The sequence below is a fragment of the Rhizobium rosettiformans W3 genome (assembly GCF_004912135.1).
Taxonomy (GTDB): domain Bacteria; phylum Pseudomonadota; class Alphaproteobacteria; order Rhizobiales; family Rhizobiaceae; genus Allorhizobium; species Allorhizobium rosettiformans.
The window spans coordinates 366808-380404 of the sequence record NZ_STGU01000002.1 but is presented as its reverse complement, the minus strand read 5'-3'; the positions used below and the strand labels follow the sequence as shown (position 1 = coordinate 380404).

At 60.5% G+C, this 13597-nt stretch carries 13 protein-coding genes and 1 tRNA gene; 9 read left to right on the top strand and 5 right to left on the bottom strand.

Annotated features, from left to right (window positions below):
- Positions 1–200: 200 nt before the first annotated feature.
- Together FAA86_RS05200 and FAA86_RS05195 are read left to right on the top strand one after the other, a co-directional pair.
- The gene (locus FAA86_RS05200; protein ID WP_136538688.1) at positions 201–2270 is read left to right on the top strand and encodes a lytic transglycosylase domain-containing protein; all 2070 of its coding nucleotides are present in this window, start codon (positions 201–203) and stop codon (positions 2268–2270) included.
- An 83-nt stretch (positions 2271–2353) separates the two neighbouring features.
- Positions 2354–3214, top strand: coding sequence for an alpha/beta fold hydrolase (locus FAA86_RS05195; RefSeq protein WP_136538687.1), 861 nt, complete (start codon positions 2354–2356; stop codon positions 3212–3214).
- Between the two features lie 105 nt (positions 3215–3319).
- On the opposite strand, the gene FAA86_RS05190 is transcribed toward FAA86_RS05195, so the two are convergent.
- The gene (locus tag FAA86_RS05190; protein WP_136538685.1) at positions 3320–4351 is read right to left on the bottom strand and encodes a porin; all 1032 of its coding nucleotides are present in this window, start codon (positions 4349–4351) and stop codon (positions 3320–3322) included.
- A gap of 240 nt (positions 4352–4591) precedes the next feature.
- Positions 4592–4682 (bottom strand) — tRNA-Ser (locus FAA86_RS05185).
- Positions 4683–5275: 593 nt separating this feature from the next.
- Here FAA86_RS05185 and FAA86_RS05180 point away from each other — a divergent pair.
- Together FAA86_RS05180 and FAA86_RS05175 are read left to right on the top strand one after the other, a co-directional pair.
- Positions 5276–6313 (top strand): porin, encoded by a 1038-nt coding sequence (locus FAA86_RS05180; protein ID WP_136538683.1) that lies wholly within the window; start codon positions 5276–5278, stop codon positions 6311–6313.
- A 301-nt stretch (positions 6314–6614) separates the two neighbouring features.
- Positions 6615–7547, top strand: coding sequence for a tyrosine-type recombinase/integrase (locus FAA86_RS05175; protein ID WP_136538681.1), 933 nt, complete (start codon positions 6615–6617; stop codon positions 7545–7547).
- Positions 7548–7650: 103 nt separating this feature from the next.
- Here FAA86_RS05175 and FAA86_RS05170 read toward each other — a convergent pair whose 3' ends face one another.
- Positions 7651–8868, bottom strand: coding sequence for an NAD(P)/FAD-dependent oxidoreductase (locus FAA86_RS05170; protein WP_136538679.1), 1218 nt, complete (start codon positions 8866–8868; stop codon positions 7651–7653).
- Between the two features lie 331 nt (positions 8869–9199).
- On the opposite strand from FAA86_RS05170, the gene FAA86_RS05165 reads away from it, so the two are divergent.
- From FAA86_RS05165 to FAA86_RS05155, 3 genes are all read left to right on the top strand, one after another.
- Positions 9200–9553 carry a hypothetical protein gene (locus tag FAA86_RS05165; RefSeq protein ID WP_113461544.1) on the top strand — a complete coding sequence of 118 codons (354 nt, stop codon included), beginning with the start codon at positions 9200–9202 and terminating at the stop codon, positions 9551–9553.
- Between the two features lie 195 nt (positions 9554–9748).
- Positions 9749–10165, top strand: coding sequence for a PilZ domain-containing protein (locus tag FAA86_RS05160; protein ID WP_113461545.1), 417 nt, complete (start codon positions 9749–9751; stop codon positions 10163–10165).
- A 107-nt stretch (positions 10166–10272) separates the two neighbouring features.
- Positions 10273–11385: a pyridoxal phosphate-dependent aminotransferase gene (locus FAA86_RS05155; protein ID WP_136538677.1), complete on the top strand. Its 1113-nt coding sequence runs from the start codon at positions 10273–10275 to the stop codon at positions 11383–11385.
- 154 nt (positions 11386–11539) lie between these two features.
- Here the strand turns inward: FAA86_RS05155 and FAA86_RS05150 are convergent, their stop codons facing one another.
- On the bottom strand, positions 11540–11806 hold the full coding sequence (locus tag FAA86_RS05150) for an SEL1-like repeat protein (RefSeq protein WP_113461547.1): 267 nt from the start codon (positions 11804–11806) through the stop codon (positions 11540–11542).
- A 510-nt stretch (positions 11807–12316) separates the two neighbouring features.
- Between FAA86_RS05150 and FAA86_RS05145 the strand changes: the two genes are divergently transcribed.
- Positions 12317–12652, top strand: a complete 336-nt coding sequence (locus FAA86_RS05145; RefSeq protein ID WP_136538675.1) for a DUF2147 domain-containing protein — start codon at positions 12317–12319, stop codon at positions 12650–12652.
- A 70-nt stretch (positions 12653–12722) separates the two neighbouring features.
- Here FAA86_RS05145 and FAA86_RS05140 read toward each other — a convergent pair whose 3' ends face one another.
- On the bottom strand, positions 12723–13100 hold the full coding sequence (locus FAA86_RS05140; protein ID WP_136538673.1) for a glyoxalase superfamily protein: 378 nt from the start codon (positions 13098–13100) through the stop codon (positions 12723–12725).
- Between the two features lie 256 nt (positions 13101–13356).
- Here FAA86_RS05140 and FAA86_RS24510 point away from each other — a divergent pair, with 256 nt between their 5' ends.
- The gene (locus FAA86_RS24510) at positions 13357–13527 is read left to right on the top strand and encodes a hypothetical protein (protein WP_162760191.1); all 171 of its coding nucleotides are present in this window, start codon (positions 13357–13359) and stop codon (positions 13525–13527) included.
- Positions 13528–13597 lie beyond the last annotated feature (70 nt).

Below are 13597 nucleotides of genomic sequence, written 5' to 3'. Positions count from 1 at the left end.
GAGATTCACGCTTCGGCCGCATTCTGAAACTAAATCGGGGGCACATTACTTCGCACCTTCGGGTGCGACAAGCGCATGCAAGGGAGTTTTGTGACGGTTTTCCGGGGCTTCGTTCGAGAGAATGTGATCGATCACGTCAAGGCTTTGTTAACCCCGTTCTCGGCCTACTTCCCGCGTGGTGCTATGATTGCGGTGTGTGGATGAAAACGACCCTTCTCTCAGCTTCCGTTCTCGGCCTCGGCCTTGCCGTGTCGTCGCTGCCAGCGCTTGCCGAGCCACCGGCGTCCGTGCCCGTGCCGGCGATCAAGCCGCTCGGCTTTGCCCCGACCAAGGCAACGCCGCCCTCCTTCGAGACGACGGGTGCCATTCCGCGCGGAGAGCGGCTCGCCGCCGTCAATCCGCAGCTGAAGGCCGGGCTCGATGCCCTCTCCGATCGCGATGGCGCTCAGGCGATTTTAATCCGCAACCGCATGCCCGAAGGACTCGACCGGCACATGCTGACCTGGTCGATTGCAATGTCGGGCCTGCGCGACGTGCCGGCGACCGAGATTGCCACCGCACAACGGCAGCTCACCGGCTGGCCGGGGCTTAAAGCCTTCCGTGCCAATTCGGAAAAAGCGCTTTTCCGCGAAAACCCGGCACCCTCGGCCGTTCTCGCCGCCTTCGGCGACACCGCGCCGGAGACGACCGAAGGCACGATGCTGCTTGCGCGCGCCCATCTTGCAACCGGCGACAAGGCGAAGGCCACAAGCCTCATCCGCACTCTCTGGCGCGGCGATGCGCTCGATGTCGCGACCGAAGACCGGGTGATGGCGGAGTTTTCCGGCCTGCTCACCACCGCCGACCACCGCGCCCGCATGGACTATCTGCTCTATCGCGAGCGCGCGAGCCAGGCGAAACGGTTTTCGACGCTCGGCGAGGCGCAGTCGCTCTACAAGGCCTGGGCCGGGCTGATTGCACGCGCGCGAAATGTCGATGCACTGATCTCCGCGGTCGACAAGTCCTGGGCGAAGGACCCGGCCTATCTCTTCATCCGGATTGAAAACCTGCGGCGCAAACAGGAATTCGAAGCGGCCGCCAAGCTGATCGAGCAGATGCCGCGTGACCCCAAGGTGCTGATCAATGGCGGCGCTTGGTGGGACGAGCAGCGCATCGTCGCCCGCGGGCTTGCCGATCTCGGCCAATATCGCGAGGCCTACCGGATCGTCTCCCGCCACGTGGCGACCGAGGCGACGGATGTGGCGGACGCCGAATTCCACGCCGGCTGGTATGCGCTGCGGGCGCTGAACGATCCCAAGACCGCAAGCCGGCATTTCGGCCGCATCCTCGAGGTCTCCAACCGACCCCTTTCGGCAAGCCGCGCCTGGTATTGGCTGGGCCGCGCCTCGGAGGTGGCCAAGGACGGCAAGGCGCGCGACTATTTCGCCCGCGCCGCACAGCATTCCAGCACGTTTTACGGTCAGCTCGCCGCAGCCCGCATCGATCGCGCGGGGATCGAGATCCCCTATCCGCGCCCGAGCAGCGCCGACCGCGCCCGCTTCGAGGGCCGCGAGGCGATCCAGGCGATTGCACGCTACGAGGCGGCCGGCCATGGCTGGCGGGCGCAGAGCCTTTACCGGGCGCTCGCCGACCAGCTGGACAGCCCCGGCGAACTGGCCCTCCTTAGCACACGGGCGGAGAAATCAGAGGGCGGGCATCAATTGTCGCTGCAGATCGGCAAGACGGCCTATGCACGGGGGATCGATGTGCCGGCCCTCGCCTTCCCCGTCGGCGTCATCCCGTCGTCGGCCAATATTGCAGGTTCCGGCAAGGCGCTGGCTTACGCCATTGCCCGCCAGGAAAGCGCCTTCAATCCGGCCGCCGTCTCGCCGGCCGATGCGCGCGGGCTGTTGCAGCTTCTGCCCTCAACGGCCAAGGGCGTGGCGGCGCGGCATGGCATTGCCTATGCCCCGGAGAAGCTGACGCGGGATGCCGGCTTCAACGCCACGCTTGGCGCGCATTATCTCGGCGAGCAGATCGACGCCTTCGGCGGCTCCTATATCCTGACCTTCATCGCCTATAATGCCGGTCCGCGCAAAGTGCCGGAATGGATCGACCGCTATGGCGACCCGCGCGGCAAGTCGATCGACGAGGTCGTAGACTGGATCGAGCGCATCCCCTTCCCCGAGACGCGCAACTACGTCATGCGGGTGATGGAGAATTACCAGGTCTACAAGAGCCGGCTCGGCCAGAAGACCGACATCGTGCACGACCTGCGCTTCGGGCGATAGCGCGCGCCCTCCCCTGATTGTTGGATGACCGGCGGCATCACCTCCGCTAGGCTCCCGTCAGTTTCTTTATGCGGGGAGAGCACATGAGCGAGAGCATCGACCACTTCATCACCGTTCCCGACGGCCTCAGGCTGCATGTGCGCATCCATGGCGAGGGCAATGGCGGCATACCGGTCGTCGGCCTGCCTGGCCTGACACGCAACGTACTCGATTTCGAGGATCTCGCCCGGATTCTGGCGGCAGCGCCTTATGACCGCAGGGTGATCGCAATCTCCTCGCGTGGCCGCGGGCTCTCGGACCGCGACCCGCAGCCGGAGCGCTATACGATCCCGGTCGAGGCCGGCGATGTCATCAGCGTGCTGGACCGGTTGAGCATCGAAACGGCAGACTTTATCGGCACCTCGCGCGGCGGCCTTATCCTGCATGTGCTGGCGATGACACATCTCGGGCGGATCGAGCGCCTCGTGCTGAACGATATTGGTCCGGTGCTGGAAGCAGAGGGTTTGAAGCAGATCCAGGGCTACCTCGGCAGCCGACGGGCTCCGTCTACCTTCAGCGAGGCCGCCGAAATCCTGCAAGCGACGCATGGCGCGGAGTTTCCAGCGCTCGGCGCCGAAGACTGGGCCGGGATGGCCAGAGCGCTCTATCGAGAGATCGAGGGCAAGCTGGTGGCAGATTTCGACCCCGCGATTGCCGAACAATTCCGCGCCGCCGATCTCGCCCAAGGGCTGCCGGACCTCTGGCCGCAATTCACCTTGCTTGTCGACAAGCCCATGATGGTGGTTCGAGGCGCATTTTCGCGGCTGCTGTCGCGCGAGACAGTGGAGGACATGCAGCGCCGACATCCGCGTCTCGTCGCCGTCGAGGCCAGAGGCCAGGGCCATGCGCCGATGTTGCATGTGGATGGACTGGCGGAGAAAATCGGGGCGTTCCTGGCTAGGTGAGGCGCGGGAGTTTAGCCGATTGGAGCGATCGAACGCGCTGTCGCTCGTTGGAACAGAAAAGCCCGGCACAAGGCCGGGCTTCCCTTATCCGATCTGGAGATCGAATTAGAACGAACGGGTCAGGCGCAGGAAGCCAGTCCAGTCGTCGCCGTTGTCTTCTACGTCGTAGTACTGAACGCTGGCAGAAGCGGTGAGGCCGGTGCCGAGCTTGTACTCAGCGAGCAGGTCAGCGGACCAGGCGTCAACGTCAGACTCGATCAGGAAGTCGCCGTAGTAGTTGGCGGTAGCCGTCAGGCGGAGCTTTTCAGTTGCCTGGAAGCCGTAAGAAGCGCCAACGGTCCACTCAGCGGTGTTGTCTTCCCAAACGAGACCACCCACAACTGAAGTGGCGCTCGGGTCGGTGTAAGCGCTGATGCCAGAAGTGTAGGCAGCAGCAAGCGTCAGGGTGCCCGGGCCGAGGTCAGCAGCGACCGTACCGGCAACAGCGCCTTCTTCAGCGTTGAAGTCGTAAACGCCGTAGAGGGTGGCGGTTACAGCACCGAAGGTTGCGGAAACCATACCTTCTGCGCCGAGACCGTCGTCTTCAGCGGCGACGTGGTCGAGACCGAGACCGACCGTGAAGGCGTCAGCTGCGTAAACGTAGCGGATGGCGTTGAACTTGGTGCCCGAGAAGAAGAAGTCGCTTTCGCCCGGCAGACCGAAGTCGTCAACGAAGGTCGTGAAGTTACCGACGCGGAAGCCGCCGACATCGATATAGGCCTGCTCAACGCCAACGCTGCCGGAGCCGCTGTTGATCTTGCTGCCTTCCAGACGGATGTAGGAGCCGATAACGCCAATTTCGCTGTCGTTGCGAGCTTCGAAAGCAACGCGAGCGCGGACGCCAGTTTCCCAAGCGGGGTCATTGCTCAAGTCGAGGGTTACGCCGTCGTCAAAAACGACCTGCGTACGAACTTCGCCGCCGATCTTGAGGCAGGTTTCGGTGCCGGGGATGTAGAAGAAGCCGGTGCCGAAGGCGTCGCAAACGCGAACGTATTCCATGGGCTCGGGCTCAGCAGCGACGATTGCGTCAGCAGCCTGAGCGCCGGAAACTACTGCGAGAGCAGCAGCGGAGCCGAGAAGAAGGCTCTTGATGTTCATTATTGACCTCCAGTCAATTATAACAGCGAAGGCGCCGACCTGAAGGAATAATCACGTCTTTTCAAGAGTTTGGTTGGTTCCGGCGTGGCGCCGCTCGCAGCGAGGCGGCCGTTGTGTACAGAACTGGTGCCGATTGAACGCCCGTCAGCGCAGCTCCTGGCGCTCAGGCAAGCTGCCGGAACAAGGCACGCGGCAGCCGTGCGCGACGCTCAGGGAGATTGTGTGAAGGAAAAGATTCGATGGCGGAGAGGAAGGGATTCGAACCCTCGATACGCTTTTGACGTATACTCCCTTAGCAGGGGAGCGCCTTCGACCACTCGGCCACCTCTCCGGTGCCGCCTGATTATTTGCTTGAATCAGCGATTGCAAGGCCTTTTCTCCGCTCTCAACATTTTAGCGAAGGCGATGCGACCGCGCGTTTTTGCTCGGCAAGACGAATCGTCCGTGACTCGCGACATGATTCTGCCGCCGCACCGGCCTGCTTCGGCCGATTTTGTGTGTCATGACGTTATAAAGGCGGGAACGCGGCTGCGACCCTGGCGCGAGCGATGATGGTTTTAAGTGCAACTTTTCGCAGAATTCTGTCTCAAAACGGGAAAGCGAGCGCAGGGTAGCCACCACGAACGACCGACGAAAACCCTCGATAAGCGCCGGTTTTGGCTGGCTTTTCTTAACGAAACCTAAATGAATGGAGGGGTGCGTGGGTGACTTTGTGGCGTTTGAGCAACAGCGCAGCCGGAAGGGTGGCAGCTTTTCCACCATTCCACTCTTTGGTGATTGCATGACCGACGGGGTTTTGTATTTTCAACCTCGGAAGCGAGGCGGTGGATCGTCCGTCTTCTGAAACCGACGGGGATGGGGCAGGGAATGCTGTCCTTCAGCCAAATAACCCAGACCCATACGAAACTTGACTGGAGGTCAATAATGAACATCAAGAGCCTTCTTCTCGGCTCCGCTGCTGCTCTCGCAGTAGTTTCCGGCGCTCAGGCTGCTGACGCAATCGTCGCTGCTGAGCCCGAGCCCATGGAATACGTTCGCGTTTGCGACGCCTTCGGCACCGGTTACTTCTACATCCCCGGCACCGAAACCTGCCTCAAGATCGGCGGCGAAGTTCGTGCGACCCTCGGCTTCGACGAATCTGACGACGAAGACTTCGACACCGCAGTTCGCGCTCGTCTCGTTTTCGAAGCGAAGAACGACTCGGAAATCGGCACGATTGGTTCCTATGTACGCATTCAGGCTGACAGCCAGGGCGCAAGCTCTGACAACCAGTCGGTTGATCTTGAGCAGGCCTACATCACCGTTGGTGGCTTCAAGGTTGGTCGCGCGCTCACCTGGGCTGACGACTGGGGTCTGGCTGGTGAATCCGACGCATTCTTCAACAACACGCGCTTCAACACCATCTCTTACACCTACACGTCTGATGCCTTCACCGTTGGCCTCGGCGTAGACGACCTCTCTGACATCGAAATTCTTGATGGAACAGGCGCGGCAATCGGCGAATTTGACAACGAAGTCGGCATCGAAGGCGTAGTGTCTACTTCGCTTGGCGTTGCTACGGTAACTGTCAACGGCGTTTACGACTTCGGTTCTGAAGAAGGTGCAGTTGCTGGTGTTCTGTCGGCAGACCTTGGCCCGGGCACGCTCGGCATCGCTGCTGCATGGGCCTCTGGTTACTCCTATGGTTACGACTTCGAATCGGAGTGGACCGTTGGCGCTGCTTACACGTTCAAGGCGACCGAAAAGCTCTCGATCACCCCTCAGGTTGTTTACTTCGGCAACGTAGCAGCCGCCGGCGCAACTGGCAGCGACTTCACCTCTGTAGACGCTTGGGCCGCTGACCTGCTCGTCGAGTACAAGCTTGCTGCTGGCCTGACCGCTTCGGCCGACGTTCGTTACGTCGACCTGGACGGTGGCGACGACAACTGGGACGGCTTCGTTCGCCTGACCCGCTCGTTCTAATCCACAGCGGATTAACGAAAAAGTGTGGGGTCCGGCTTGTCATGAGCCGGACCCCTTTCGACCATTCGGGGATCAGTTCGTCTCCTGTCGGAAATTCAATGACTTGACCCGGGCCTCTGCCCACAAGATCTGAACGAAAGGATACCCATCGACAGCATTCAGACGGCTCGAAGCGAGCCACTCCGAAAAAGTTTGTGCTGTTCTGCACTATACTTTTTATAAGTTATAACGATATATAGCGCCCGTGGGGACGGGCGGTGAGCTCGTTCGCGTGCTCGCCAAAGGGAAATTTGGGGGATACATGCAGGTGGAAATGCCGGCCGTGAAGGGTTTTGACGTCTTTAAAGGCGTGCCCGATTATTCGGTTCATTATCAGTACAGTCAGGGAACGATCCTGCACGAGGTGCGCGAGACCAATTTACGCGAACTGTTCGGCAAATATGGCGACCTGTTGTGGATGAATGGCAGCCACAAATATAACGTAACCAATTTTATCGGAGAGCTTCACGATCTCCTTGATTTTCCGAGTTTCTCGACTTTTTCCCAGGAGATGCTCGACCAATTGATCGGCAAATTGCGCAAACGCGGTAACAGCAACGCCACCATCAATCGAAAGATGGCGGCCTTAAGCAAACTGCTGCGAAAGGCGTATAAGATGGGAGACGTTCACAGCCTGCCGGAATTCAAGCGTCAGAAAGAGAAGGCAGGGCGAATCCGCTTTCTCGACAGGGATGAGGAAGACCTCCTGTTTTCCGAAATCCGGGCGCATTCTGAACTTTACTACCGGTTCTGCCTCTTCCTGGTGGATAGCGGAGCGCGTCTCAGCGAAGGTCTGAACCTGCGTTGGGGCGACATACACAAGGATCGCGTGACCTTCTGGGTGACGAAATCGGGCCGGTCGCGTTCGGTTCCCCTCACGCAGCGTGCCTTCGCGGCCATCGAAGCCTCGGATCGGCGTTACTCGGGCCCGTTCGCGGAAATCGACCAGCAGCGTTTCCGCATTGCCTGGCACAATGCCAAGGATGCCGTCGGCTTTGCCGACGACAAGGATGTGGTGCCTCACGTGCTGCGCCACACCTGCGCATCGCGTCTCGTGCAAGGCGGGATCGATATACGTCGCGTGCAGATGTGGCTCGGTCACCAGACCCTGACCATGACCATGCGGTATGCGCATCTGGCGTCGCATGATCTCGACATGTGCGTTCCCATCCTGGAGCGCGCTGCCGCCATTTAAGTGGCGCATCAGGTTTCAGTCTCAAGGGCCGGCTTTGTCCGGCCCTTTCCTTTTTTCCGCGAATGCTCCCCTGCCCCGCCGCGAGATCGGCAAATGGGCTCCGTCAGGCCAGAAGGCTTTTCAGATCCAGTTCCGGATCGGAAATCAGAGCGGGATCGACGGGCTTGCCGAGCTCCAGCAGCTTCTTGCCGGTCACATAGGCCTTGGCATCGTTGATCGCGTCGACCGCGATGAAGTCGCTTCCCTTAAAATACCAGATGGAGAGGCTTCCCTCGCGGGCGCCCGGGCGAACGACGGTCCTGTCGTAACCCAGATTGAAGCCCGCGATCTGGAGCATCACGTCATACTGATCCGACCAGAACCAGGGTTTCGGATCATAGGGTGCGGACCCGCCGGCCAATACAGCCGCAATCGCCTCTGCCTGATCCACGGCATTCTGGACGGATTCAAGCCTGACGGACTGGCCCTTCCAATCCTGCACGACACAATCGCCGGCAGCATAGATCTGCGGGTCAGTGGTACGGCCGAAACCATCCACGACGATGCCATTTTGAACCTCAAGCCCGGCATCGGCGGCGAGCTGGTCGTTCGGCGTGACACCGATCCCGACAATCACCATGTCCGCGTCGATCACGCGGCCGTCTGAAAGCTCTGCGGCCTTCACGCGGACCTCGTCGCCGATCAGACGGGTAAGCCCCGTCCCTTCGAGGATCACCACACCCTCGCCCTCGTGAATTTTCCGGATCGCATCGGCGGTTTCACGGGCGGCAACGCGGGCGAGGATCCGGTCTGCCATTTCGATCAGCGTCACCTCGAGCCCCAGCTTGCGCGCGACCGCGGCAGCCTCAAGCCCGATATAACCGCCCCCGACAATGAGCAGCCGGTGCCCGGGCTTCATCACGGTCGCCAGTCGATCGGCATCGGCCTTGTCTCGTACGATGAAGACGCCATCCAGCGCACCGCCGATCGCTGCCGGCAGTTTTCGCGGGGTTGCGCCAGTTGCGATCACAAGTGTCTCATAGGCAATTTCGCTGCCGTCGAAGAGACGCACGAGATGGTTGGGACGGTCGATTGCCTCGACCGGTGTGGAAAGGCGGATTTCGACGTCGTTCTCGCCGTACCAGGCTTCCGGCCGAAACAGCAGTCGGTCGAAGCTCATTTCGCCGAGCAGATACTTTTTCGATAGCGGCGGGCGTTGATAGGGCAGCTCCGGCTCGCTGCCGAGGATGGTGATCGGTCTGTCGTCTTTCAGAGCTCTCAGCTTTGCAGCCAGCGCAAAACCTGCCTGCCCTGCCCCGACAATCACCAGTCGTCCCGTCACGCGCCGCACTCCCGAATGCCACCATTTAGAATCGCGTCGGCCGGACCGGCGGCGATGCCATGCAGGAAGGCCTAGCCTTGTGGCGATTTTCGGTCAAGTTTGGCCCGCTGGGACAAAGTGGAACAGACGCGCCTTCAGGACCCGCGGCACTCAGCCTGCTTTCCCGCCCAGGCTCCTCATCACTTGTCGAAATGAGACAGCGGCAAAGTCGGGAAGCGTTTGTCTCCATGGGGAAAATTTCACATCGCTTGCAATCGAGCCACTTTCTGCACCATCCGGTAACGACCTTGCCGTAACCTCTTCTTACAATGTGACACGGTGGGAGGGTGACATGCCCTTGCAAAGAATACCGGACGCAAGATCGGACATCCCTCGGGATCAGATGTTCGAGAAATTCAAGATCGATCGCCCCGGCAAGATCGTCTTTGTCGGCCATCATCTCAGCATGGCAAAAACCCAGCGCTGCCTGATCCGCACCATCTCGCTTTACGGCGCCGAACTCGAAGTCTCGCCGCATGTCATCGTACCCGCAAATTTCTTCCTGGAAATCCTGGGGATCCGCGATCACATCGGCTGCACCCTCATCCGGCGCGAAGCCGAGAAGCTCACGATCGGCTTCAACATGCTGATCGACCCCGAGTTTCTCCATCATGTCGTCCGGCTGTCCTTCGAGACCAGCCACTGAGGGCATCGCGCCGACCGAGAGCGCCGGCCTTGGACCACTCTTTCCGTCGTATCCGCGCGCGCGTGAGCCCTTGCCCCGCATAGCCATCGGATTGAAACGTAATATTCGGCATCGTTAAAACTTGATCGAAGTTCTTGATGCTAATGCAAATAATCACCTCCACAGTGCGACTAACAGGAACTGGGGGTGACGGACATGGCGATGGAAAATGCGACGCATCTGGCCGGGGTTCGTTCGGAGATGTACGAACGGAAGTGGGAACGCTTCTATGTCCGCCGGCCGGCCAAGGTCATGTCGGTCAGACCCGGCCTGACGGGCATCACGATCCGCAGCTGCGAAGTGGTCGACATCTCGCAAGGCGGTGCGGCGCTCGAATTGACGACCGCAATCGGCCTTTCCTCCCATTATTATCTGCAGATCGTCGGTCTGGCCGACCGGATCGGTTGTGCGGAGGCTTATCGCAACGGCAATCGCGTCGGTGTGAAATTCATTGCGCCGATCTCTGAACACATGCTGCACAGGATCGTTCGCGCCGACTTCCTCCTGGGCGATGAGATCAAGGCACCGATCAGGCCCTTCCAGAATGGCAACGGCGCCCGGCTCGGCCGCTAAGACAATCGATCTTCACCGATCCGTTCACGGCGGATCCGGCCTTGCGTCAGAAGCTGCGCTTCTTATTGTGAGCAGATCGACATCGATCTGCCGGAACCCGCTTCGCAATGACCGCATTTTCCCGCTTCACGCCGCTTGCCGCCTCCCTTCCCGCAACCGTCCCATTTGTCGGCCCCGAAGCCATCGAGCGGCAACGCGGACTTGCGGTGCGCGCCCGTATCGGCGCCAATGAAAGCGGCTTCGGCCCGGCGCCCTCGGTTCTTTCGACCATCGCCGAAAAGTCGGGCGAGATCTGGAAATACAACGATCCGGAAAACCATGCCTTGAAGGGTGCGCTTGCTGCCCATCTGGGCCTCACGCCGCAGAATTTCGTCATTGGCGAAGGCATCGATGATCTGCTCGGCCTGATCGTCCGTCTCGTCATCGAGCCGGGCATGCCGGTCGTCACCTCGCTCGGCGCCTATCCGACCTTCAACTTCCATGTGAACGGTTTCGGTGGACGCCTCGTCACGGCACCCTACCGGGACGACCGCGAGGATCTCGACGCGCTTCTGGCGCTGGTGCGCCAGGAAGATGCGCCGCTCGTCTATTTCGCCAATCCCGACAATCCGATGGGCAGCTGGTGGGATGCGCAAGACGTCATCGCCTTCGCCCGCGCCCTGCCCCCGACCACGCTTCTCGTCCTTGACGAAGCCTACAGCGAAACGGCACCTGAAGGTTCGATCCCCGCCGCCGATGCGCTGATCGATCTGCCGAACGTGATCCGCACCCGCACATTTTCAAAGGCTTACGGTCTGGCCGGTGCGCGTGTCGGCTATGGCATCGGCACGCCCGGGACCGTTTCGGCCTTCGACAAGATCCGCAACCATTTCGGCATGCCGCGCCTGTCCACCGAAGCGGCATTGGCCGCGCTTGCCGATAAGGCCTACCTCGTGGACGTCGTCGGGCGGATCAAGGCTGCGCGCGAACGGATTGCGGGCATCGCCGAGGCAAACGGGCTGACACCCCTGCCCTCGGCCACCAATTTCGTCGCCATCGATGCCGGGCGAGACGGTGTCTATGCCCGTGCGATCGTCGATGGTCTGATGGAGCATGGCGTCTTCATCCGCATGCCGGGCGTCGCTCCGCTCAACCGTTGCATCCGCGTCTCCACCGGTCTACCCGCCGATCTCGACCTCTTCGAAGCGGCGCTGCCGAAGGTGCTGAAGGCGATCGGCTGACCGTGGCCCAATGAAAAAGACCGCGCCGGCCTTGTTCCTGCCGGTCGCGGTCTTGATGAAGTGTTGGCCCTGGCCCCGTCCAAAGGTCCCCGCCACGTTCCCCACTCGGGTTATTGTCGTTGAAAGCTCCTGCCGCGGTCGCGGCCGGAATTGATCAGTGCATGGTCATCCATTCGCGGGCGGCACGAAGCGCCTCGGCGAGTTGGACCTTGCTCATGGTCTGGGCGAGATCGGCGCGCAGCTCGGCAGCGCGGTCACAGCCCTTGATCGCAGCGATGTTCAGCCATTTGTGGGCCGAGACGAGATCGACCGGGCAACCGCGCCCGGTTGCATACATCAGGCCCATGTCGCGGAAGACGTCAGCCCGGGTTTCGCCACCCATCGTGGCATTTTCGGAATTGTGCATTTCAAAGCGTGCCATTGGTTTTGTCCCTGTTTGCCTAGTTTCTCGGTCGTCCCTGTTTTCCCTTGCGGGCCCTTCCGAAGCGGCGCCGGCTCTTTGTCCGGTCATTCTCGCTTGGGTCAGGTTTGGCGGGGTTTTTCCCTGCTCGTTTGATGGGTCGACTATGCCAAAGGGCTTTTGAAAGTCGCTTAAAATGCATCCTTAATTTGCTGAAAACAAAGTACAAAAGCTTCGTAAACTTCGGATTCCGTTAAGTATCACATCCCCTGCAACCCAAGGCATTCCGCTCAAAATTTACGAAAGCTTCACGCTGGCAAATCAACGGAATCTTCACCACGTTTTCCGAAGCGATTTTGGAAAAGTGCTGGATGTCCAGCGAATGGCAGCTTTCCACGCCTCCGTTTTGCGGGCGCATTGCTTTTTACCTTTACGTGTGCGTAAGATAATTCTTAACCGTTGGACCGGCTGCGGAGAGGACCGTCTCCGGCCACGGGAGCGAACCATCATCTCGGGAGGAGAGATCAGACCATGCGTTCCATCATCATTGCGGCAGCGCTTGCACTTTCGGCCATGGCGGCCCAGGCCGCCGAGCCCATCGAAGGCAACTGGAAGACCGCGTCCGGCGCCACGGCCCAGATCGCTCCCTGCGGCGGCGCCTTCTGCGTGACGCTGAAGAGCGGCAAGTTCACTGGCAAGCAGATCGGCAAGATGTCCGGCTCGGGCGACAGCTACAAGGGCGAGATCACCGATCCGGAAACCGACAAGACCTATGCCGGCTCCGGCTCCGTTTCCGGCAATTCGCTGAAGATGAAGGGCTGTGTCATGGCCGTGCTCTGCAAGAGCCAGACCTGGACCCGCCTCTAAGACCGCGAGACATTGAGACAGGAAGGGGCGCCGGCTGAAACCGGCGCCCCTTTTTGTTTCGAAGCTGCGATCAGAGACGCTGACCGACGTCGATGCGATTGCCGTCCGGATCCTCGAACACGAAGGCGCGCAGACCGTAGTCCTTGTCCTGCAGGCGCTTGACGACCTTCAGGCCACGCTGTTGCACGAGCGCATGAAGCTGGTCGATGCCCTCGACCATCATGTGGGCGATGTTGAAGTCGGCCGCCTTGTGGCTCTTCTGAAGCGTCAGGTGAAGTTCGGCCGAGTCGCGCTCCAGAATGACGAAGCCTACGGGATCGCCGTTTTCGAAGACCGGTTTGTAACCGAGCAGATCCCAGTAGAACGCCTTGGCGCGTTCGATATCCTTCACCGGCAAGGTCGCCGCGATACGGCCAAACCGGAGCGGAACTTCATTTGTATCAGTCATGGGAAAACACCAGTTGCCGGGACTGCCCTTCCGACGCTGACGGTGCAGCAGTCGCGAATGAGGCCCGGCGGGAAAGACTGGCGAGACGATGCCCGCCGAGGAGATGTTATCCCGATCCCGATCGAGAAAACAAGGACAGACGTGGGTTTGGCTCGGAGCGGTTAACCCTTCTGAATGCCAGATGAACTGAGGTCTCAGATCACGTTCAGCGCCGCGGCGCTAAAACCTTTCCATCGGATCGGAAAGGAGCAAGGACATGGCCAAGCTGGCACGGCGTTTCACCATCATCTCCCTGAGCATGGCACTCTTTGCCTTCATGTTTGCCCAACTCGTCGTCAACAACCAGCCAACCGTCCGGCACCTCTCCTCGGGCCTCGTGGCGAGCTGCGCGCCGACCGGCCTCAACAGCTGCCGTCCGAGCTTCTGAGTTTCTGCTGACGCAGAGCAGCCTATAGGCCCCCAAAGAAATCTTGTCGCTCGATCGCCGACGTCGTTTG